Origin of the sequence: Corynebacterium sp. Z-1, from assembly GCF_031844665.1 — a bacterium.
Classification (GTDB): Bacteria; Actinomycetota; Actinomycetes; order Mycobacteriales; family Mycobacteriaceae; genus Corynebacterium; species Corynebacterium sanguinis.
On record NZ_CP134621.1, the window covers coordinates 2,029,060 to 2,049,669 of the forward strand.

Annotated in this window: 21 protein-coding genes; 5 read left to right on the top strand and 16 right to left on the bottom strand. The window is 65.7% G+C overall.

The features are described 5' to 3' along the window. Positions 1 to 184: 184 nt before the first annotated feature. Complete coding sequence (locus tag RIU96_RS09890; protein ID WP_144779068.1) at positions 185 to 1,366, top strand: zinc-dependent alcohol dehydrogenase; 1,182 nt, start codon at positions 185 to 187, stop codon at positions 1,364 to 1,366. A gap of 76 nt (positions 1,367 to 1,442) precedes the next feature. Here the strand turns inward: RIU96_RS09890 and pyk are convergent, their stop codons facing one another. The 4 genes from pyk to RIU96_RS09910 form a co-directional block, all read right to left on the bottom strand. Then, a complete protein-coding gene (pyk, locus tag RIU96_RS09895; protein ID WP_144740586.1) occupies positions 1,443 to 2,864 on the bottom strand; it encodes a pyruvate kinase in 1,422 nt (473 codons plus the stop codon). A 25-nt stretch (positions 2,865 to 2,889) separates the two neighbouring features. Further along, positions 2,890 to 3,855 (bottom strand): prolipoprotein diacylglyceryl transferase, encoded by a 966-nt coding sequence (gene lgt, locus RIU96_RS09900; RefSeq protein ID WP_259810741.1) that lies wholly within the window; start codon positions 3,853 to 3,855, stop codon positions 2,890 to 2,892. A 49-nt stretch (positions 3,856 to 3,904) separates the two neighbouring features. Next, a complete protein-coding gene (locus RIU96_RS09905) occupies positions 3,905 to 4,732 on the bottom strand; it encodes an indole-3-glycerol phosphate synthase TrpC (protein ID WP_311204924.1) in 828 nt (275 codons plus the stop codon). Positions 4,733 to 4,799: 67 nt separating this feature from the next. Further along, positions 4,800 to 5,480, bottom strand: coding sequence for a TIGR02234 family membrane protein (locus RIU96_RS09910; protein WP_144779071.1), 681 nt, complete (start codon positions 5,478 to 5,480; stop codon positions 4,800 to 4,802). Positions 5,481 to 5,619: 139 nt separating this feature from the next. On the opposite strand from RIU96_RS09910, the gene RIU96_RS09915 reads away from it, so the two are divergent. Further along, positions 5,620 to 5,841, top strand: a complete 222-nt coding sequence (locus RIU96_RS09915) for a hypothetical protein (protein ID WP_144318105.1) — start codon at positions 5,620 to 5,622, stop codon at positions 5,839 to 5,841. A gap of 295 nt (positions 5,842 to 6,136) precedes the next feature. On the opposite strand, the gene hisI is transcribed toward RIU96_RS09915, so the two are convergent. Genes hisI through hisD form a run of 10 tightly spaced genes read right to left on the bottom strand, consistent with a single transcriptional unit; the run spans position 6,137 to position 14,070 of the window. Beyond that, a complete protein-coding gene (gene hisI, locus RIU96_RS09920) occupies positions 6,137 to 6,490 on the bottom strand; it encodes a phosphoribosyl-AMP cyclohydrolase (protein ID WP_136651550.1) in 354 nt (117 codons plus the stop codon). Then, positions 6,487 to 7,260 (bottom strand): imidazole glycerol phosphate synthase subunit HisF, encoded by a 774-nt coding sequence (hisF, locus tag RIU96_RS09925; protein WP_311205185.1) that lies wholly within the window; start codon positions 7,258 to 7,260, stop codon positions 6,487 to 6,489. The genes hisI and hisF overlap by 4 nt, the downstream gene beginning before the upstream one ends. A gap of 16 nt (positions 7,261 to 7,276) precedes the next feature. Further along, the gene (locus RIU96_RS09930; protein WP_144318104.1) at positions 7,277 to 8,068 is read right to left on the bottom strand and encodes an inositol monophosphatase family protein; all 792 of its coding nucleotides are present in this window, start codon (positions 8,066 to 8,068) and stop codon (positions 7,277 to 7,279) included. Between the two features lie 44 nt (positions 8,069 to 8,112). Further along, on the bottom strand, positions 8,113 to 8,856 hold the full coding sequence (priA, locus tag RIU96_RS09935) for a bifunctional 1-(5-phosphoribosyl)-5-((5-phosphoribosylamino)methylideneamino)imidazole-4-carboxamide isomerase/phosphoribosylanthranilate isomerase PriA (RefSeq protein WP_144740583.1): 744 nt from the start codon (positions 8,854 to 8,856) through the stop codon (positions 8,113 to 8,115). Positions 8,857 to 8,867: 11 nt separating this feature from the next. Beyond that, entirely contained in the window at positions 8,868 to 9,518 is a 651-nt protein-coding gene (hisH, locus tag RIU96_RS09940) for an imidazole glycerol phosphate synthase subunit HisH (protein WP_144318102.1), read from the bottom strand. An 11-nt stretch (positions 9,519 to 9,529) separates the two neighbouring features. Continuing rightward, positions 9,530 to 10,843, bottom strand: coding sequence for an MFS transporter (locus tag RIU96_RS09945; RefSeq protein WP_144689142.1), 1,314 nt, complete (start codon positions 10,841 to 10,843; stop codon positions 9,530 to 9,532). 3 nt (positions 10,844 to 10,846) lie between these two features. Then, entirely contained in the window at positions 10,847 to 11,035 is a 189-nt protein-coding gene (locus RIU96_RS09950; protein WP_136651545.1) for a CG2302 family histidine operon protein, read from the bottom strand. Between the two features lie 2 nt (positions 11,036 to 11,037). Next, positions 11,038 to 11,640 (bottom strand): imidazoleglycerol-phosphate dehydratase HisB, encoded by a 603-nt coding sequence (gene hisB, locus RIU96_RS09955; protein WP_311204925.1) that lies wholly within the window; start codon positions 11,638 to 11,640, stop codon positions 11,038 to 11,040. After that, positions 11,621 to 12,730 (bottom strand): histidinol-phosphate transaminase, encoded by a 1,110-nt coding sequence (locus tag RIU96_RS09960; RefSeq protein WP_396136767.1) that lies wholly within the window; start codon positions 12,728 to 12,730, stop codon positions 11,621 to 11,623. Before RIU96_RS09960 ends, hisB begins: the two co-directional genes overlap by 20 nt. Positions 12,731 to 12,765: 35 nt before the next feature. Next, positions 12,766 to 14,070, bottom strand: coding sequence for a histidinol dehydrogenase (gene hisD / locus RIU96_RS09965; protein WP_311204927.1), 1,305 nt, complete (start codon positions 14,068 to 14,070; stop codon positions 12,766 to 12,768). Between the two features lie 1,234 nt (positions 14,071 to 15,304). Here hisD and RIU96_RS09970 point away from each other — a divergent pair. After that, positions 15,305 to 16,372 (top strand): YbjN domain-containing protein, encoded by a 1,068-nt coding sequence (locus RIU96_RS09970; protein ID WP_311204928.1) that lies wholly within the window; start codon positions 15,305 to 15,307, stop codon positions 16,370 to 16,372. Here the strand turns inward: RIU96_RS09970 and RIU96_RS09975 are convergent. Beyond that, complete coding sequence (locus tag RIU96_RS09975) at positions 16,344 to 16,883, bottom strand: hypothetical protein (RefSeq protein WP_311204929.1); 540 nt, start codon at positions 16,881 to 16,883, stop codon at positions 16,344 to 16,346. The genes RIU96_RS09970 and RIU96_RS09975 overlap by 29 nt on opposite strands. After that, the gene (locus RIU96_RS09980) at positions 16,883 to 17,584 is read right to left on the bottom strand and encodes a nuclear transport factor 2 family protein (protein WP_311204930.1); all 702 of its coding nucleotides are present in this window, start codon (positions 17,582 to 17,584) and stop codon (positions 16,883 to 16,885) included. Before RIU96_RS09980 ends, RIU96_RS09975 begins: the two co-directional genes overlap by 1 nt. Positions 17,585 to 17,753: 169 nt before the next feature. Here RIU96_RS09980 and RIU96_RS09985 point away from each other — a divergent pair, with 169 nt between their 5' ends. Further along, entirely contained in the window at positions 17,754 to 18,353 is a 600-nt protein-coding gene (locus tag RIU96_RS09985) for a TetR/AcrR family transcriptional regulator (protein ID WP_311204931.1), read from the top strand. Positions 18,354 to 18,414: 61 nt separating this feature from the next. After that, the gene (gene glgX, locus RIU96_RS09990; RefSeq protein ID WP_136651538.1) at positions 18,415 to 20,598 is read left to right on the top strand and encodes a glycogen debranching protein GlgX; all 2,184 of its coding nucleotides are present in this window, start codon (positions 18,415 to 18,417) and stop codon (positions 20,596 to 20,598) included. Positions 20,599 to 20,610 lie beyond the last annotated feature (12 nt).

Genomic DNA, 20,610 nt, shown 5'->3' on the forward strand with positions numbered 1-20,610 from the left:
GCTTAGACAACATTTCTTGTAACTTTTAAGGGACCGCTGAAATGCGGAAATACCTCAGCCAGTGCGTTTAGTCCCCCTAATTGAAAATGATTACTGACACGTCACGCACATTAGGCGTAGCGTGATTCACGTACCCAGTGAGCGCGCCGACCTCGTGCTCCGCAAACGACGAGAGGATTAACACATGAAAGCACTGACGTGGCAAGGGGCCGGTAAGGTCTCAGTTGAAACAGTCGACGACCCCACGATTGAGAAACCCACTGACGCGATTATTGAGGTCACCTCGAGCGGCGTATGCGGCTCCGACCTCCACCTCATCTCCGTTTTGGCCCCGTACATGAACGAGGGCGACATCATGGGCCACGAGCCGATGGGCCGCGTCGTCGAGGCCGGCTCCGAGTCCGGCCTGAAAGTCGGCGACCGCATCGTCGTGCCGTTTAACATCTCCTGCGGTCACTGCTGGATGTGTGACCACAGCTTGTACTCCCAGTGCGAAACCACCCAGGTCACCGAGAAGGGCTCCGGCGCCTCCCTGCTCGGCTTCTCCGAGCTTTACGGTTCCGTCCCCGGCGGCCAGGCCCAATACCTGCGCGTGCCGCACGCCGACTTCGGCGCCATCAAGGTGGGCAACGAACTTGAGGATCACCGCTACGTGTTCCTCAGCGATGTGCTGCCGACCGCGTGGCAGGGCGTTAAGTACGCCGACGTGGGCGAGGGCGACACCATCGCCGTGTACGGCCTTGGCCCGATCGGCCAGATGGCAGCCCGCATGGCACGCCACATGGGTGCGCGCGTGTTCGGAATTGACCCCGTCGCGGAGCGCCGCGAGATGGCCGCACGCCACGGCATCGAGGTATTCGCCGGCGGTGATGAGACTGTCGCCGAGCTGCGAGACATGACCGACGGCCGCGGCCCCGATGCGGTGCTTGATGCCGTGGGGATGGAGGCACACGGATCACCCGTCGGCGGTGCCATTCAGACCGCCGCCGGTTTCCTTCCTGACGCCGCGGCGCAGAAGGTCATGGAGACCGCAGGAGTCGATCGCCTCAGCGCTTTGCACGAGGCCATCGACCTCGTCCGCCGCGGTGGCACGATTTCCATCAGCGGAGTCTACGGCGGCGCGGCCAGCCCGATGCCACTGCTGACCCTTTTTGATAAGCAGATTCAGATGCGCATGGGCCAGTGCAACGTGAAGAAGTGGATCTCCGACCTGATGCCGCTGGTCGAGGATCCTTCCGATCCGCTCGGTGTCGATGACCTGGTAACCCACCGCGTGCCGCTGTCCGAAGCTCCAGAGGCGTACAAGAAGTTCCGCGACAAGGAGGACAACTGCATCAAGGTCGTCCTCGACCCCGTCGCTGGATAACGCCCTTCATCCGACGTGAATAGTTCCCGGCCCCTGATGGGTGCCGGGAACTTTGTTTATGGTGCGCAATCGCCCGCTACGGGTTGCGCGTGTCCTCGCCCAGTTGGTGGACGTGGATCGTGTTCGTCGTGCCACTGACTCCGGGCGGGGTGCCGGCGACGATCACCATCGTGTCGCCCTTGCTGTAGGTTCCGATGCTGAGCAGGTACTCGTCGACCAACCGGACCATCTCATCAGTGCCGTTGGTCTGCGGGCACAAGAAGGTCTCCGCGCCCCACGTCAGCGCCAACTGCGAGCGCACCTGCTGCACCGGGGTGAATACCAGCAACGGGTGGTCCGGGTGCAGGCGAGCGACGCGGCGCGCGGTGTCGCCGGACTTGGTAAACGTCACGATCGCGCGCGCGTTCAGGCGCGTTGCGATGTCGTGCGCGGAGTACGCGATCACGCCGCGCTTGGTGCGCGGGATGTGGTTGAGCGGTGGGACGGTGCCCATCGACTCCGCTACCCGCACGATGCGGCTCATCGTGCGCACGACGTTGTGCGGGTCAACACCGACGGAGGTCTCGCCGGACAGCATCACCGCATCTGCCCCATCGAGCACGGCGTTCGCCACGTCGGAGGCCTCCGCGCGAGTCGGGCGGGAATTCTCAATCATCGAGTCGAGCATCTGCGTAGCGACGATCACCGGCTTCGCGTTCTCGCGCGCGATCTGGATTACGCGCTTTTGCACGAGCGGCACCTGCTCGAGCGGGATCTCCACGCCCAAGTCGCCGCGCGCCACCATCACCGCGTCAAACGCCAGAATGATGGACTCGAGCGCGTCGACAGCCTCGGGCTTTTCCAGTTTCGCAATCACCGGCACGCGACGACCCACCTCGTCCATCACCTCGTGCACCAGATCCACATCCGACGGCGAGCGCACGAACGACAGCGCGATGAAATCGACGCCCAAGTTGAGCGCGAACTTGAGGTCCTCGATGTCTTTCTCGCTCAGCGCCGGGACGGAGATGTTCATCCCCGGCAGGGACACGCCCTTGTTGTTGGACACCGGCCCGCCCTCGGTGACGCGGGCGACGACGTCGTTGCCATCGACCTCGGTGACCACGAGTGCGACCTTGCCGTCGTCGACAAGCAGGCGATCGCCCGGCTTCGCGTCCTCCGCGAGCTGCTTGTACGTGGTGGAGACGCGGTCGTGTGTGCCCACGACGTCCTCAACGGTGATGCGGACCTCTTCTCCGGTGTCCCACTGCGTGGAGCCCTCCTCGAAGCGGCCGAGGCGGATCTTCGGGCCCTGTAAATCGGCGAGGATCCCGACCGCGTGGCCGGTTTCGTCGGTGGCCTCGCGCACCCACCGGTAGTTGCGTTCGTGGTCCGCGTGGTCGCCGTGGGAGAAGTTGAGGCGAGCGACGTTCATTCCATCACGGACAAGACCGACGATAGCTTCCTTGCTGGCCACGGCTGGGCCAAGCGTACAAACAATTTTGGTTCTTCTATCCACTTCGTGCACCAGCTTCGCTCGAGGTTCAATAAGTGCGCGGCTTAGAGCCGTCGTGCGCTTCCCCACCGTACCGCGTCGCGGGCAGGTTCGCTGAGTCGGAATCGGCGCTGGCCGGTTCTCCCTCCCGGTCGTTGCGGGGGTCAACCTCGTCGGGCGTTTCCTGCCCCCGCGGCAGCCGCAGGAAGATAATCAGCGCGACGACGAAGAGGATTCCGGACACCCACGTGTTCACGCGTAGCCCCAGGATGAGGTTGGCCTCGTCGGCACGCATGAGCTCGACGAAAAAGCGCCCCAGGGCGTAGCCGGCCAGGTAGAGGGCGAACACGCGGCCGTGGCCGAGGCGCCAGGCCCGCTCGGCCCAGAGCAGGAAGGCGAACACGGCGAGGTTCCACACCAGCTCGTAGAGGAACGTGGGGTGCACGCTGGCCACGATCTCGCCGGTGGAGCGGCCGGTCAGCGGGGCGTAGTTACCGGCCTCGTCCACGCGGTAGTAAATGTCCAGCGCCCACGGCACGTCCGTCGGCCGGCCGTAAAGCTCCTGGTTGAACCAGTTGCCGAGCCTGCCAATGGCCTGCGCGAGAATGATCGTCGGCGCGACCGCGTCGGCAAACGGCGCGAGCGGGACCTTCTTGTAGCGAAACAGCGCCCACACAGCGAGCGTGCCCAACGCCACCGCACCGAGGATGCCCAAACCTCCGCCGGCCACGTTGAACGCCTGCCACGGATCGCGCCCCGGGCCGAAGTACTTGTCGTAGTCCGTGATCACGTGGTACAGGCGCCCGCCGATAATCCCGGCAGGAATCGCGACGATCGCCGCGTCCCACACCACGTCCGGGTCCCCGCCCTTCGCCTTGTAGCGCTTGAGCGTCAGCCACAGGGCGATGATGATGCCGGTGATGATGCACAACGAATAGGCGCGGATGGGCACCGGTCCAATGTGCCAGACGCCCTGCGGCGGCGAAGGAATGTTGGCCAGGATCATGGTTTCCACGCCCATTAGTATGCCCGATGAGGCCGCCAAAGGGGAAACGGAAACGCGGTTAGCTGCGTGAAGGGCAGGCCGGGTGTTGGCCCGCCGCCGCGAGTCGGCGCGTGGCCGCCGTGACATCTTCCGAGCTCATCACGGCCTCGGCGGCTAAGACGGCGTCGGCGCCGGAGGAGGCGGCGTCGATGAGGTCGCGCGCGGTACGCACCCCGCCGAGGCTGATCTTGATCACAGCAGACGGCAACCCCGGTGCGATCTCAGCGAAAGCAGCGGGGTTGAGGGAGTTGGTATCGAAAGTCCAGGAGTTGACGGCGATGACGGTGGCACCGGCGCCCAGCGCCCGGTCGGCCTCCTCGCCGGTGCGCACTTCCGCCATCACCACCATGCCTAAGGACTCAGCGCGGTCTATCAGCGCCTCGAGCCGGTTTTGGTCGAGGATGCCTACCTGTAAGGGGATCATGTCCGCACCGAAACAACGCGCCTCGTGGATTTGGTACGGGTCGACAATCACATCGCGGCACACCATGGGAAGCTCCACGGCATCGCGGGCTTTCGCCATGTCCGTCAGGGAGCCGTCGAAACGCAGCCGCTCCGTCTGGCAAGCGATGAGGTGAGCGCCACCAGACTCGATCGCGCGGGCCACATCCTCGACAGGGGTTTCGCTCTGGGCGAACGGGGCCGTGGGGCCGAAGACGGGCGAGTTGCGCTTGATCTCGACGATCACCCCGCAACCGTGGCGCAACAGCGCGGCACGCACATCACGGGTCGGCTCCATCTCCCGCGAGCGCGCCTTGATGTCTTGAAAAGGGACGACGGCTTCACGCTTTTCGACGTCACGCAACACGGCGGCGACAACGCCGTTCGCGACTTTTGCCGTATGCATAACCGTCTCCCTTCCGCTGCGCATAAGGGTAACCGCCCAAGCGCGCCGACAAAAAATCGGGCGCACGCTAGCGCCGCTTATCGACGCCCTCCCCAACACCACCGGCCGGATCCGTCGGGTCGATGTCCGCGTCCAACGCATCCCACAACACCCTGCCCGAATCCGGGTTCTCCTCGAGATCGGAACCGATCTTCTGCCGGCGCACCGCCTCGGTTTCGTACTTGTTCAGCTTCGCGGAATCCACACCGGGGCGCGCCGCCACCACCGCCCCGCCCGCCACGGCGAGCAGAAAACCGAGCAGCGTCAACACCAGGTAGGCGGGGTTGACCTGGATGGAGGTTATCTCCGCCATGGCAGAGATCGTGCCCTCGCGCGCCTGCGCCTCCTCGGCGCCGGCGGTAAGCAGGGCGCGCACCCGCTCGGGGTCCGCGCCGGAAACAAGGAGGTTCAGCGGAGATAGTGCCGCGCCCACGGCCGCGACGGCCGCGATTGCGCCGATGATGCGCCGGGGGAGGCGTCGTAAAGCAAGCGCGGCGACTGCAGCGGCCAGCAGAAGAAGCGCAACCGCCGAGGCTTCGGTGGACCACTGCGCCCCCGACAGCGCGCGGACCCCGCCGCCGACGCGGTCATCGAAGTAGCTGACCTGCATCCACGGCGCGCGGCTAAACGCCGCCACGATGATCCCGCCCACGCCGATGCCGGCTGCGCCAATGCGCGAGGCGCCCCTATCCGCTGTTTGCTGTGCCATGTGCTTGATCCTAGAGCAGGGGCCGGGAGGTGATGTGTGCGGGTTTGTTGGGATTACGAGGTTGAGCGCGCTTTGATAGCGTGCGAGTAAGGCCCGCCGGTTGAGTGGCGGGGCCGTTGGAAGGGAGTTTCTGATTCAAATGACAGAGGTAGACAGGTCCACTCCATCGACGTGGGCAGTGGTCGGAGCAATTCTTGCAGTGGGGATGTTCCTTCTGCTGCTGCTGTATCTGGGGCTGAGCCGCTACTTCAACGCGCAGGAGCTCAAGACTTTGGTGGATGGCGCGGAAGCCGCAGGGCAGAGCTACTCCGTAATTATTTACAACGGCTTGACGGGTCGGTACTCGTTTAAGGCGGGTTAGGTTTTGTTGCTGAGGTATAGGAGCTAGACCTCAGCACCTGGCGCTGCGGAAATGCGCAGGTCACCTGTTACGCATGTGGCACCTACACCGTTTGGGTATGGCCACTAGACCTCAACGCACCGCTCCACACAAAACACCAGCACACCTGTGACGCGTGTGGCATCCACACCGCTGAAGTATAGCTACTAGACCTCAGCGCACCGCCCCACACAAAAGCCCAGGTCACCTGTTACGCATATGACACGAAAACCGCTGAGGTATAGCAGCTAGACCTCAACGAGACCCACAACGCACCTCACAACAACGCGTCGGCGTCAAAACAAGTCCGGTCCCCCGTGTGGCACGCCCCGCCGACCTGCTTGACGGTGACAAGCAGGGTGTCCCCGTCGCAGTCGAGGCGCACCCCGGTTACTTCCTGCGTATTTCCCGAGGTCAGACCCTTGATCCAGTATTCGTCTCGCGACCGCGAATAGTACGTGCCCTGGCGCGTAGCCAGGGTGTGGGCCAGCGCGTGATCATCCATCCAGGCCATCATGAGCACCTCCCCGGTGCCGTGAGCCTGAACGATCGCGGGCACAAGACCTGCACTGTTGCGCTTTAGCCGCGCCGCAATCGCGGGGTCGAGAGTGTACTCGGCGGGGTTCGTCACCGGACCTCCCGCCCAGCAGCGCGCAACGAATCCTTCACCGACGAAATGGAAACCTCGCCAAAGTGGAAAATCGACGCCGCCAGCACCGCGTCAGCACCAGCCGAAACAGCGGGCGGGAAGTGCGCCGCCTCGCCGGCACCTCCGGAAGCGATCACGGGAACGGTCACCGCCGCACGCACCTTCTCAATGAGCCCGATGTCAAAGCCCGCCTTGGTGCCGTCGCCGTCCATCGAGTTGAGCAGGATCTCACCCGCTCCGAGCTCCTCGCCCCGGCGCGCCCACTCGATCGCGTCGATGCCCGCCGAGCGGGTGCCACCGTGCGTCGTCACTTCAAAACCGGAGGGCTGGGGCGTCTCACCCTCCGGCACGCGCCGCGCGTCGACGGACAGCACAACGCACTGGGCGCCGAAGCGCTCGGCAAGCTCGCGGATCAGGCCGGGGTTGGCGATCGCCGCGGTGTTGACGCTGACCTTGTCGGCGCCGGCGCGCAGCAGCTCCCGGACGTCGTCAACCGAGCGCACTCCCCCACCCACGGTGAGCGGGATGAAGACCTGCTCCGCGGTGCGCCGCACGACGTCGAGCATGGTCCCGCGGCCAGCTGTCGACGCGGTGACATCGAGGAACGTCAGCTCGTCCGCGCCCTCCTCGCCGTAGCGCTTGGCCAGCTCGACGGGGTCGCCCGCGTCACGCAGGTTCTCAAAGTTGACCCCCTTGACCACGCGGCCGTTATCCACATCGAGGCAGGGAATAACCCGTATCGCGACACCCATCTTTGACATTGCCCTTTCACTTAGAGGAAACGGATCGCATCGTGCTCAGCGCAATCTTGTGCGCCCTGCGCGTGCCAGCGATCACTCCGACGGCGTCCATCGTCCACGGCTCCCCGTCCGGGCCGGTCACCACAGCACCCGCGCAGCGCGACAGCAAAATGCCCGCGGAATTGTCCCACAGGTGCGGCGAGAAACTCACCGCCGCCTGATAAATGCCCTGGGCAACGAACGCGAAGTCCACGCCCACCGACCCGGAGATACGTGGCCGCAAGTCGGTGTCGGCCAGCGTCGCGATCATGTTCAGGCGCACGTCCGCTGGAAAGCGCTCGGAGTCGGGCGAGCGCACCGAGCCCACCCCGACCTGCGACGCGGCAGTCGTGTCCGTGCCAATCGGCGGCAGCTCCTGGCCGTTGAGGTACACCGGCGAGCCATCCACCCCGGTCAGCCGCATGTTCATCAGCGGAATATCGGTCACGGCAACCACCGGCTGCCCGTTCAGAATCAGCGAGACCAGAATCGAACAGTTCGGGTTGCCGGATGAGTAGTTCGAGGTGCCGTCGATGGGGTCGACCACCCAGCACGCCGACGAGTTGAGGTCGCCGCCCTGTTCCTCGCCGTAGACGGGGATCCCGGTCTCCCGGGTCAGCCGGGACCGCATGAGCTTTTCAATCGCGAGATCCGCCTCCGTCGCGAAGTCCCCGGACGCCTTGAAAAGCGCTGGCGCCGCGCCGAGGTGGGAGATGAATAGCTCGCGCGCCTCGTCCACGACCGACTCCGCGATCTCGAGGTAGTGCTCGTTGCTATCCATATCGCTACTTTACTCGAAAATCCTTATAAGAAAACGCCGCGGTATCAGCTCTCGCTGCGTCCCAGCGCATCCAGCGCCTCGCGCAGGGTGAATTTGTGCTCGTAGAGCGCCTTACCGATGATGACCGAGTCGATCCCCTCCTGCGCGAACTGCGCAATCTCGAGCACATCGCTTATCGACGACACCCCGCCACTCGCCGTAACAAAAGCGTCAGTTGCCGCCGACACATCCCGCAGCAGATCCACGTTCGGCCCGGTCAGCGTGCCGTCTCGGCTGACGTCGGTGACCACGAAGCGCGCGCACCCGGCGGCGTCGAAAAACTCGACGACCTCCCACAGGTCCCCGCCGTCGGAAGTCCACCCGTGGCCCTTGGTGCGCCACTGGCCGTCTTCCTCGCGTACCGCGATGTCGATGGCAATAGCGTCGCCGTGGCGCTTGATCACGTCTGCCGTCCACTGCGGGTTGTTCAGCGCTGCGGTCCCGATGTTGACCCTCTTCGCACCGGTGGCGAGGGCGCGTTCGAGGGAGGCGTCGTCACGAATGCCCCCCGTCAGCTCCACGGCGATGCCGAGGTTTCGGGTGATCTCAGCCATCAGCTCGTGGTTGGAGCCGCGACCGAAGGCGGCGTCGAGGTCCACGAAATGCAGCCACTGCGCTCCCTCGTCGCGCCACCGCTCGGCGGCCTCGAGAGGAGAGCCGTAGCTCTTTTCGGTTCCGGCCTCGCCCTGGTCGAGGCGCACCGCTTGGCCGTTGACGACGTCAACGGCGGGGAGAAGTGTGAAACTCATAGCGACCAAGTCTAACGCAGGGTGCGGACCCAGTTTCGCAGCAGCGCCAAGCCCGCCTCCCCGGACTTCTCCGGATGGAACTGGGTCGCCCACAGCGGCCCGTTTTCCACGGCGGCGACGAAGCGGTCCCCGCCGTGCTCGGACCACGACACAGCTGGCGCGGCGATGAACTCGTCCGGCTGCATCTCCCACGACCGTACGCCGTAGGAGTGCACGAAGTAGAACCGCGTCTCCGGGTCCAACCCGGCGAAAAGCTCCGAACCCGGCGCAATGTCCACGGTGTTCCACCCCATGTGCGGCAGCACTTTCGCCTGCAGCTTATCGACGACCCCGGGCCACTCCCCGATCCCCGAAGCGTCCACCCCGTGCTCGACGCCGCGCTCAAAAAGCACCTGGAAACCGACGCAGATCCCGAGCACGGGGCGAGAGCCCGCGAGGCGCTGGCCGATCACGCGCGGGGCGTTGACAGCGCGCAGCCCCTCCATGCACGACGCGAACGCGCCGACGCCGGGGACGACGAGCCCATCGGCGTCGACGGCCAGCTTCGGGTCGTCGGTGACGGTGACGCTCGCCCCGACGTGCTCGAGCGCGCGCTGGGCGGAGCGGATGTTTCCGGCTCCGTAGTCGAGCAGGACGACGGATGGCGATGTCGGTTGCGTCATGTCGAATTAGTTTAGCGGCCCGGGCGCTTGTACCCGCGGTCCCTCCCGGGCGCGCGCACGGACTTCAGCCTCACGGCCAAGTTGTTGACCTCCGCGACGCGGTTGCGCCCGAGCACGAGGTCCGCCACGGTCACCGCGATGCCGACCGCGACGACCACGCCGGCAACGCCAAACATGGGCGCCATCGTCATCGACGTGAGCATCATGCCGTAGACGGTCGAGCCGAGGCCGGTTCCGCTGTCGAAGGCGACGTTCCACATTGCGGAGGCCTCGGAGGCCTTCGACTTGGGAAGCCGGTAAAACAGCATGGTCAGCGATTCGTTTTGTACGGCGCCGAAGCCCGCGCCGTACAACAGCGCGGCGAGCAGCAGCCACCACACGCTGGCCTCGGCCCAGATAACGGCCGCGATGATAAAGATGCCTGCCGCGGCGGAGACCTGGAACGGAATGAGCACCGTGCCCGGCACCCCGCGCCTATCAAGGACCACACCAGCGTAGTAACGCGAGAACATCGCCGCGAAGTTCATCACCGCCAGCAGCACACCGCCGAAGGCGGCGCCGGCCGTGGGGTCGAGTTCGCGCACGCTGATTGGCAGGAAGTTCGTCGCCGCCCCGTAGGCGGTGGTGACCAGCGCCAGCGCGATCATGGGCACCGCCACAAGCCGCCACAGCGGCACCCGCACGGAGCTCAAGTCCGCTGTGGTGGGGTCCGCCGCGGGGATGGTCGGGATGCGCACGCACACAACCAGGCCGATCAGGCCGATGGCGGCGGCGAGGACGTAGACCGGCTCGTAGCCCACCCGATCCGCCAAGGCCAGGCCAGACGGCAGAGCGACCATCTGTGAAAACCCCACGCTCAGGCCGAAAATGCCCGCGGTGCGCCCGAGCAGGCGAAGCGGCACGAGCTCGGTGATAATCGCGGCTTCGGCGACCGACAGCGCGCCAAAGCCGATGCCGCGGATCACGCTCACCGTGATCACGATGACCGGATCCATCCCGAGCGCGTAGCCGAGGGCGGGCAGGCCGAGCAGTAGCGAGGCCACGGCGATGACCGCGCGGTAGCCGAAGCGGCGCAGCAGTTTCGGTACAAAGATCTGGGTGATCACGGTCGCGGCCATAAACGCGCCTGTTGAGCCGCCGGCGAGTGTTTCCGACCCGCCGGCATCCAGCACGGCGGTAGGCACGACCGGCAGCAGCAGCGACCACGCGCCGAAGGCCGCGGCAACGGCGATCAGGGTCGGAACCAGCCCACGTGCCTTCCACGGCGAGGTGATCGCGTTGACTTCCTCGGTGGTGAGCACCTGAGACCAGCGCGCTCGGATCATCGTCTACCCCACTGCGCCCAGCATGGACAGTACAGCGACACACAGCGCCACCGCGGCGGCGATGGCGAGCACGACCGTGGCCACCTTCGACCCGCTCTGATAGGCCGACCACACCCCGCCGAGAAGCAACCCGGCGATAAGGAAGCTGATCAGCACCCACATTCCGCTGGCCACGCTGAACTCCTGCGGCATGTCTAGAGCGCTCCCTTCGTCGACGGCACACCGGTGATGCGGCCATCGCGCTCGGTGGCTTGGCGTAGCGCGCGGGCAACGGCCTTGTACTCGGCCTCGGTGATGTGGTGCGGGTCGCGCCCGTAACGCACGTTAACGTGCAGCGTCACGCGCGCGTTGTACGCGAGCGTTTCAAAGAAGTGGCGGTTGATCACCGTGGCGTAGTGCCCGCCGATGATCTGCCACTGCAGGTGGCCGGGCTCGCCGTTCATCACGAAGTAGGGCCGGCCGGAGAAGTCGACGACGGATTCCACCAGGGTCTCGTCCATGGGCAGCAGGGCGGAGCCGAAGCGGCGGATGCCCTGCTTGTCGCCGACGGCGTCGGCAAGCGCCCAGCCGAGCGTGATCGCGGTGTCTTCGACGGTGTGGTGCGCATCAATGTGGGTATCGCCCTCAGCTTTTACCGCGAGGTCGAAGGCGCCGTGCGTGCCGAACGCGGTGAGCATGTGGTCGAAGAACGGCAGGCCGGTGGAAATATCCGTCTTGCCCGACCCGTCCAGGTTGATCTCGACCGTGATGTTGGACTCGCTGGTGGTCCGAGAGGCGCTACCGAGCCGCTGACTCATTGATGATCTCCTTCGCTGCCGCGAGAAACTGGTTGTTTTCCTCATCCAATCCGATGGTCACCCGCAGGTGGCCTGCGACACCGACGTCGCGGATGAGAACACCGTAGCCGAGGAACTTTTCCCACGCCTCATGCGCGTCATCGAAATTCCCGAAGAACAGGAAGTTCGACTCGCTGGGCACGACGGAATACCCCATCTCCAAAAGTGCCGCCTGCACCCGCTCACGCTCGCGCGCAAGCTTATCGACGCCCGCCAGTGTCTCCGCACCATGGCGCAGCGCCACCCGCGCCGCAGCCTGGGTGAGCACGGACAGGTGGTAGGGCAGGCGCACGAGCATGACCGCCTCGATAAATGCCGGGGCCGCCACGAAGTAGCCCAGGCGCGCGCCCGCGAAGTCGAACGCCTTGGACATGGTGCGGCTGACCACCAGCTTCGTCGGGTAGCGCTCCACCAAGCTGACCGCCGATGGCGAGGGGGAAAACTCGGCGTAGGCCTCGTCGACGATGACGATGCCCGGCGCGGCGTCGATGATGCGCTCGATGGCGGCGAGCGAGGTGACATCTCCGGTGGGGTTGTTCGGGGTGGTCACGAACACGATGTCCGGCTGGTGCTCGGCGATGGCTTGAAGCGCCGTGTCCATGTCGATGCGGAAGTCCGGGCCGCGCTCCACCCCGATGAACTCGGTTTGGGTCCCGCTGGACAGGATGGGGTGCATGGAGTAGCTCGGGGTAAAGCCCATCGCTGTGCGCCCCGGCCCGCCGAAGGCTTGCAGCAACTGCTGGAGCACCTCGTTGGAGCCGTTGGCCGCCCACAGGTTGTCGCGGGTGACGGTCACGCCCGTTTGGCGGGTGACGTAGGCCGCGAGGTCGGTGCGCAGCTCGACGGCGTCGCGCTCCGGGTAGCGGTTCAGCGTGGGGCCGAACTTGGTGATTTCGGCCACGAGGTCATCGATAAGCTCCTGCGATGGCGGGTAGGGGTTTTCATTGGTGTTCAGCGCTACGGCGACGTCGAGCTGGGGTGCGCCGTAGGCCTGTTTGCCGCGCAGCTCCCCGCGCAGGGGAAGCGCGTCGATGGCCGTGTCCGCAGCGATGGTGTTGTCGAGGAAGTCCACTTGTGAGTTTCTCCTTAGATTCCGCGGGCCTTGATGGCCTCGCCGTGGGCGGGAAGCTGCTCGTCGGCGGCGAGGACGACGATGTGGGAGCCGATCTCCTTGAGCGCCGCCTCGTCGTATTCGATGAGGTTGACCGGTTTGAGGAAGGTGTGCGTGGACAAGCCCGCCGCGAAACGCGCCGTGCCCGAGGTCGGCAGCACGTGGTTCGAGCCCGCGGCGTAGTCACCAAGTGGCACCGGCGAGTAGGGTCCGACGAAGATCGCCCCGGCGTTGGTCAGCCGCTCCGCCACCGCGCGGGGGTTTTCGGTGTGGACTTCGGTGTGCTCGGAGGCATAGGCGTCGGTGACGGCGATGGCGGTTTCGAGGTCATCGACAAGCACGATGCCCGACTGCTTGCCGCCGAGCGCCGAGGCGGCCCGCTGCGCATTGAGGGTTTGTCCGGCGAGACGCTCGACCTCCGCGCGCACGGCGTTGGCGAGCTCCTCGGACGGGGTGATGAGCACGCTCGCGGCGTTTTCGTCGTGCTCGGCCTGGGAGATGAGGTCGTAGGCGACGAAGGTGGCGTTGGCGGTGTCGTCGGCAAGCACCGCAATCTCGCTCGGACCGGCCTCGGAATCGATGCCGACGACGCCGTTGACCAGGCGCTTTGCCGCGGCGACGAAGACGTTGCCGGGGCCGGTGACCATGTCGACCGGCTCGAGGCCGAACTCGTCGTCGCCGTAGGCCAGAAGTGCGATCGCCTGGGCCCCGCCGACGGCCCACACCTCGGTCACGCCGAGCAGCGAGCAGGCGGCCAGGGTGGTCGGGTGCGGCCAGCCGCCGAACTCCTCCTGCGGCGGGGTACACACCACCATCGCCGTCGCGCCCGCCTCCTGGGCCGGAATGACGTTCATGAGCACGCTCGACGGGTAGACGGCCTTGCCGCCGGGCACGTAGAGCCCCACCCGCGCAATCGGGATGAACTTCTCCGTCACCGTCGCCCCCGGGGCCAGCTCGATCGTGCTTGTCGACGGCTTCTGCGCAGCGTGGACTGTCCGAATCCGGCCAATCGCCACCTCGAGCGCCTCGCGCACCGCGGGGTCGAGGTTGGCCAGGGCGGCGTCGATACGCTCAGCGGGCACCCGCACCGACTCGGGGCGGATCCGGTCGAACTTCTCGCCGTACTCCAGCGCCGCTGTTGCGCCCCGCTTTTTGATGTCTTCGACGATGGGCGCAACTGTGGGCAGTACTGCGGTGACGTCGACGCCTCCGCGAGGCAGGGCGCGGCGCAGCTCGGAGGTGGAGGGGGTGCGCCCTCGCAGGTCAGTCACGTGCAACATCGTCGGCTCCTCGCAGCAGGGAAAAATCGGCTTCTCGGCCCCTCATTGTATTCCCCTGTCCGACACCGCCGGTTCTTTGCCCGCTTCGCGACGCCGCGTTGGCTTGCTTGGGGTCTTGTTGTTTGGTTTTGTGGGATGTCACGGTCGGGCAGCTGGCGGGGATAGCGACCTGGGGTTTTGCGGCGCGCTGTCGGTTGACCGTGACATCTCGGTCGGTGGGATGTCACGGTCGGGCGCCTGGGCGGGTTGCCGAACTGGGGTTTTACGGCGCGCTTCGGCTTGACCGTGACATCTGGCGGTGTGGAGTATCACGGTCGGGCAGCTGGCGGGGATAGCGACCTGGGGTTTTGCGGCGCGCTGTCGGTTGACCGTGACATCTCGGTCGGTGGGATGTCACGGTCGGGCGCCTGGGCGGATTGCCGACCTGGGGTTTTACGGCGCGCTTCGGCTTGACCGTGACATCTGGCGGTGTGGGATGTCACGGTCAGACCCCTGGGCGGATTGCCGACCTGGGGTTTTGCGGCCGCTGCGAGCTTCACCGTGACATCTGGCGCTGTGGGATGTCACGGTCAGACCCCTGGGCGGATTGCCGACCTGGGGTTTTGCGGCCGCTGCGAGCTTCACCGTGACATCTGACGCCGTGAGATGTCACGGTCAAGCCCCCACCAACAAACCCGACCTGGGGTTTTGCACCCAGCGACCCGTTCACCGTGACATCTGACACCGTGGAACGTCACGGTCAAGCCCGTAGGCAGATTTTTGACCTGGGATTTTGCCACCGCTGCCCGGTTCACCGTGACATCTGACACCGTGAAATGTCACAGTCAAGCCCGTAAGCGGATCACCGACCTGCAGTTTTACACCCCGAAGGACCCTTCACCGTGACATCTGGCGCTGTGGGATGTCACGGTCAGACCCCTGGGCGGATTGCCGACCTGGGGTTTTGCGGCCGCTGCGAGCTTCACCGTGACATCTGACGCCGTGAGATGTCACGGTTAAGCCCCTAAGCAGATCGCAGTCCTGCGGTTTTAAACCCCGGCACACCCTTCACCGTGACATCCCACCGAACCGGAGCCCACCAACCAAAAACCACAGAAACCCAGACACCCCGCCACAAGGCCGATTCACTCACCGCCGCTACGAGTCGCTTAAGCTCGCCTATACGCCGTGAGCGCCACCGGCAGGCGCAACAACGACGACGAGTACCGGTTTCAAGCACCACAGGGAGGTGGCCGTGGGAAAGCACAGCGCGCAGCCACCCTACCCCGACGAGTCCGCCTCCTCATCCGAGGTCACGCTCGAGCGCATCGTCGCTGCCCTCGACGGCCTCGGGCTGAGCCCGATGTACCACCCCGACCGCCCGGACCGCGCCGTCGTGCCTGCGTACGCGTTCGTGAGCACGGTGTGGATCTCCTACGACAAGCCGCTGATGCTGGTCGCCGACTTCGCCGAGCGCGTGCCCACCGAATTCGAGCGCTCCGCGGAGCTGGCCGACTTCATCAACGAATGGAACCGCGACAGAGTCGGGCCGACCGCCTCGTACCGGCTGATGGATTCCGGCGACCTCGCCGTCAGCCTGCGCGCTGGGGTGCGCACGCGCTGCGGGCTCACGGACGAGCAGCTCATGGCCGAGCTTGCCGACGCCTTCGAGCACGCCGCGGCCTTTTCCACCCAGCTGCGCCAACGCTTCTTGCCTATCGAGTTCGACCAGCCGCTGCCGCCGGCGCTGGCGCGCGCCCAAGACGCCGACGCTTTGTTGGGCCGCCACCCCTCCGAGCGCCATCTGCCGCGCGGCGAACACCGACAGTTTTCGGACATCCACGACGTGCCCGACGTTTACGACAACGTCGACGACGAGTTTGTTGAGCTCGTTGACTTGGATTCGTTTACGGACACGTTGGACATGCTCGACTTCACCTACGACTTCCCCGCCGAGGACCTCATCACCACCGGTGTTAACTCCATCGCGTTCGCGGTCTGCATCGATGCCGGCGAGTACGCCCGGGTCACCGCGATGTGGGACACTGGCCAGCGCAGCGAGGACGGGTTCCTCGCCATGTGGCTGATCTGCAACGACCTCAACGAGCAAACCGCGGGCCTGCGCGCCTACCTGCTCGACCTCGACGGAGACCTGCACCTACACGTGGAAACAACCTGCCTCGTCTCCCAAGGCTTGTCCCCCGCACAGCGGCACAACTATCTGATCTCGTCGTTCGTCTCCATCCTCGGGGCGGTGGATCAGATCAGCACCCAGGTCAAGGGCGCGTCGGCGGTTAATTGGCCGGGGCGGGCTGAGGGCTAACGGCCGGCACGTCGCGCTGGGCGGCCTGCAGCTCAGAGGCGGCCGTGAGCAGGTAGAACATCAACGCCGCGACGAACGGCCCAGCGAGCCAGCCCATGCCGGGGTTTAGCGGGGGCACGACGCTGAACCCATCGCCGTTGGCAAGCGTGGCGTCATGGGGCGAGGGGTGGGTAAAGGCCGCGGACCAGCTGCCGAAGGTATGCACCGCGAAGGCCGCGGCGGCCGCGCACACAATCACCCACAATAGAGCGCGCAACCCGACGAGGCCGCGCGCGAAAGCGAAGATCGCGATGATCAGCCCCAGCACAGCGCTGACCAGAACGAACCCGCCGAGCGAGGCGAACTCGACGCTGGGTGGGCTCGCGACCTCGTCGACAACGTAGGAGCCTTCGCTCAACGTCCCCGCGTAACCCGGCCGGGTAAGACCCCACACGGCCCCGGCGACGGAACCCAGGCCCAGAGCGAGCATGAGGAGGGCCGCCGCGGCGCCGGCCCCGGTGGAAAACTTCATTAGTTGCAGAGCTTCCAGCGCCCGTCTTCGCGCTCGAAGATCAGGGTCTGCTCTTCACTGCCGTTCTGGTTGGTCACCGTCGCGGTGGCCGACGCCCGGTTGCCGTCAACCTTGGCGTCGGTAAGCGACACCGTGCTCTGCGGCACCGTAACCGCCTGGCCGGCCTGGGCCTGCAGGCGCGCCGCCTGCTCAATCTGGTCCAGGGTGTAGCCCGAGCGGTTCATCTCCTCCTGCACCGGCTCCGTCACCTTGCGGCAGGAATTTTCCATCAGTACGCGGGTCCACTTTTCCGGGCTCGGCGGGTTGAGCGCCGCGTGCATTGTCTGCTCCATCTCCTGCTTGTCAGCGTCGGAGGCCTGGCTGCCACCCTGCAGCGGCTGCTGGGTCGGCGGCGTGAAGTTCGGGTCTTGGAACGGGTTGGACAGCGCCGCGCCGCCGGCGGCCGCCGGGGCCCGGGGGTTGGCACCAGGGGCGTTCGCCGCCGACTGAGCGGCAGACGACTCAGCGGCGCTCGACTCCGTGGCCTCCGTCGTGCCGGAAGGCTCGGTGCTCTGCGTCGTCGTCGCGGAGGTAACCGTCGAGGTGGAGGAGGCTACGTCAGCGGTCTCCTCATCGGAGCCGCAGGCGGTGAGTGAGATAGAGGCGGCGGCCAGTGCGACAGTTGTCGCGGCTACCTTGTGGGAACCGGTTGGAAACATCACTACTACAACTCTCCTCGCAAAAATGCATTGTGTGGCCGTTTACGGCTTTTGTGGCTTTGTCAATACTAACAACGCATTGCTTAGTGGGCTGTGGGCCATCAGTGACAGATGTTTGAGAAGTTGCTGTGAGAATCACAGTGCCGTGGTCGTCTGGGTAATGTCGACAAGCATGCATCCGCCGTTGTCTCGGGAGTCGATCAGCCGCCAGGGCTTGGCCATCCTCGACGAATACGGCCTGGCGGACGTGACCATGCGCCGCGTCGCCTCCGCCCTCGGGGTCGCCCCCGGCGCGCTGTATTGGCACATCAGCAACAAGCAGGAACTCATCGCGGGAATCGCCACGCTCATCATCGCCCCGCTTATCGACGCCCCACCCCGCGCCGCCCCCAGCCCCGCGGCACTGTGCGCGAAACTGCGCGAAACCCTGCTTCGCCACCGCGACGGCGCGGAGGTTGTCACCACCGCGATGAGCCAACCGGGGTCTACCGTGGCACACGAGCTGACCCGGATCATGCGCGAGGCCATCGCGCGCGAGTTAGCGGACGCGCGGCGGGAGGCGTCGATAAGCAATGTGCACTCGGTGGCCGACGGACTGTTGTACATGACCCTCGGCGCAGCGAGTGTCCACCAGGCCGCGGAGCAGCTCGCGGAGGCGACCGGTGAGCGCGCCGCCGAACCCGCGACCGCCGCCACGGACGTTGCGGCCGCGATTTCGCTGCTGCTCACGGGCCTTCTCGACGCGAGCTCACCGCCGCCGACCGAACCCTAGCGTGCCAGGGCCGACCCGCAGCGCGCGAGCAACGTCCGCGCCTGCGATACGATTGGCTCCCATGACTGATGAGAACGTTGTGGTGTGGCCCGGTTCGGCCTACCCCCTTGGATCGACCTACGACGGAGCCGGCACCAACTTCGCACTCTTTTCGGCTGTCGCCGACAAAGTTGAGCTGTGCCTGATTGACAAGCAGGGTGCGGAAACGCGCGTCGCGCTCGAGGAAGTCGACAACTTCGTGTGGCACGCCTACCTGCCCGGTATCACCCCTGGCCAGCGCTACGGCTACCGCGTCCACGGCCCCTGGGACCCGCACAACGGCAAGCGCTGCGACCCGACCAAGCTGCTGGTTGACCCCTACGCCCGCGCCTTCGCCGGCGAGTTCGACCAAGACTCCTCCCTGTTCTCCTACGACATCCACGCCGAAGAGCCCGGCACCGGCCGCAACGAGGAAGACTCGCTCGGCCACACGATGCTTTCTGTGGTGATCAACCCCTTCTTCGACTGGGGCGATGACCGCTCCCCGCGCATCCCGGACGAGGAAACCGTGATCTACGAATGCCACGTCAAGGGCATGACGCAGACCCACCCCGACGTGCCGGAGAACCTGCGCGGCACCTACGCCGGCATGGCGCACCCGGCGGTGATCGACTACCTCAAAGACCTCGGGGTGACCTCCATCGAGCTGCTGCCCGTCCACCAGTTCCTGCAGGACGACCGCCTGCGCGACCTTGGCCTGCGCAACTACTGGGGCTACAACACGTTTGGCTTCTTCGCCCCGCAGCAGGACTATGCGTCGTCGGAAAAGCCCAGTGACGTCGTCGCCGAGTTCAAGGGCATGGTCCGCGCCTACCACGAGGCCGGCATGGAGGTCATCCTCGACGTGGTCTACAACCACACCGCCGAGGGCAACCACCTGGGCCCGACGATCGCGTTCCGCGGCATCGACAACGAGGCCTACTACCGGCTTGTCGACGGCGACAAGTTCCACTACATGGACTACACCGGAACCGGCAACTCGCTCAACGTGCGCGACCCGCACTCCCTGCAGCTGATCATGGATTCGCTGCGCTACTGGGTCTCGGAGATGCACGTCGACGGCTTCCGCTTCGACCTCGCCTCGACGCTGGCGCGCGAGTTTTCCGACGTGGATCGCCTTGCAACCTTCTTCGACTTGGTTCAGCAGGACCCGATCGTCTCCCAGGTCAAGCTCATAGCTGAGCCGTGGGACGTGGGCGAAAACGGCTACCAGGTGGGCAACTTCCCCGCGCTGTGGAGCGAGTGGAATGGCAAGTACCGCGACACCATGCGCGACTTTTGGCGCGGCGAGGCCTCCACCCTCGGCGAGTTCGCCTCCCGGCTGACCGGCTCCTCCGACCTGTACCAGCACAACGGGCGCCGCCCGACGGCGTCGATCAACTTCATCACCGCCCACGACGGGTTTACCCTCAACGACCTCGTGTCCTACAACGAGAAGCACAACGAGGCGAACATGGAGGACTCCCGCGACGGCGAGAGCCACAACCGCTCGTGGAACTGCGGCGTCGAGGGCCCCACGGACGACCCGGAGATTTTGCAGCTGCGCGCCCAGCAGCGCCGCAACTTCCTGACCACCCTGCTGCTCTCCCAGGGCACGCCGATGATCGCCCACGGCGACGAGTTCGCGCGCACCCAGGGCGGCAACAACAACGTGTACTGCCAGGACAACGAGATCGCCTGGATGAACTGGGACCGCCTCGAGGAGGCAGAGGAGCTGCACGACTTCACGCGCCGTCTCATCGCGATTCGCAAGCAGCACCCCGTGTTCCGCCGTCGCCGCTTCCTTGAAGGTGGTGCACTCGGCAACGACGTGGTTGACCGCGAGATCGCGTGGCTGGTGCCGTCGGGCAAGCTGATGAAGCGTGAGGACTGGGACTTCGCCTTCGGCAAGGCGCTGATGGTCTACCTCAACGGCAACGCGATTACGGAGCCGGACCGCCGCGGCCAGCGCGTCTCCGACGACTCATTCATCCTCATGTTCAACGCGCATTTCGAGGCGATTGAGTTCACCCTGCCGGATAAGTGGCTGGGCTCGAAGTGGGAGGTGCTCATCGACACCACCGAGCCTCTGGGCTACCCGGCGGACCAGGATGCGCTTGACGCGGGCGCGACCATCATCGTCCCGGCACGCTCCACGGTGGTGCTCAAACAGATTGAGCCGCCGGTGATAGACACCGACGACGAGCACGCTGAGGTTGCGATCTAAATCTCGGCGAAG

Coding starts and splice junctions, on each gene's coding strand:
- RIU96_RS09890 (WP_144779068.1), top strand. CDS start 185: ATGAAAGCACTGACGTGGCAAGGGGCCGGTAAGGTCTCAGTTGAAACA.
- RIU96_RS09905 (WP_311204924.1), bottom strand. CDS start 4,732: ATGCATACGGCAAAAGTCGCGAACGGCGTTGTCGCCGCCGTGTTGCGT.
- RIU96_RS09910 (WP_144779071.1), bottom strand. CDS start 5,480: ATGGCACAGCAAACAGCGGATAGGGGCGCCTCGCGCATTGGCGCAGCC.
- RIU96_RS09915 (WP_144318105.1), top strand. CDS start 5,620: ATGACAGAGGTAGACAGGTCCACTCCATCGACGTGGGCAGTGGTCGGA.
- hisF (WP_311205185.1), bottom strand. CDS start 7,260: ATGGGTGTCGCGATACGGGTTATTCCCTGCCTCGATGTGGATAACGGC.
- RIU96_RS09930 (WP_144318104.1), bottom strand. CDS start 8,068: ATGGATAGCAACGAGCACTACCTCGAGATCGCGGAGTCGGTCGTGGAC.
- priA (WP_144740583.1), bottom strand. CDS start 8,856: ATGAGTTTCACACTTCTCCCCGCCGTTGACGTCGTCAACGGCCAAGCG.
- hisH (WP_144318102.1), bottom strand. CDS start 9,518: ATGACGCAACCGACATCGCCATCCGTCGTCCTGCTCGACTACGGAGCC.
- RIU96_RS09945 (WP_144689142.1), bottom strand. CDS start 10,843: ATGATCCGAGCGCGCTGGTCTCAGGTGCTCACCACCGAGGAAGTCAAC.
- RIU96_RS09950 (WP_136651545.1), bottom strand. CDS start 11,035: ATGCCGCAGGAGTTCAGCGTGGCCAGCGGAATGTGGGTGCTGATCAGC.
- hisB (WP_311204925.1), bottom strand. CDS start 11,640: ATGAGTCAGCGGCTCGGTAGCGCCTCTCGGACCACCAGCGAGTCCAAC.
- hisD (WP_311204927.1), bottom strand. CDS start 14,070: ATGTTGCACGTGACTGACCTGCGAGGGCGCACCCCCTCCACCTCCGAG.
- RIU96_RS09975 (WP_311204929.1), bottom strand. CDS start 16,883: ATGAAGTTTTCCACCGGGGCCGGCGCCGCGGCGGCCCTCCTCATGCTC.
- RIU96_RS09985 (WP_311204931.1), top strand. CDS start 17,754: ATGCATCCGCCGTTGTCTCGGGAGTCGATCAGCCGCCAGGGCTTGGCC.
- glgX (WP_136651538.1), top strand. CDS start 18,415: ATGACTGATGAGAACGTTGTGGTGTGGCCCGGTTCGGCCTACCCCCTT.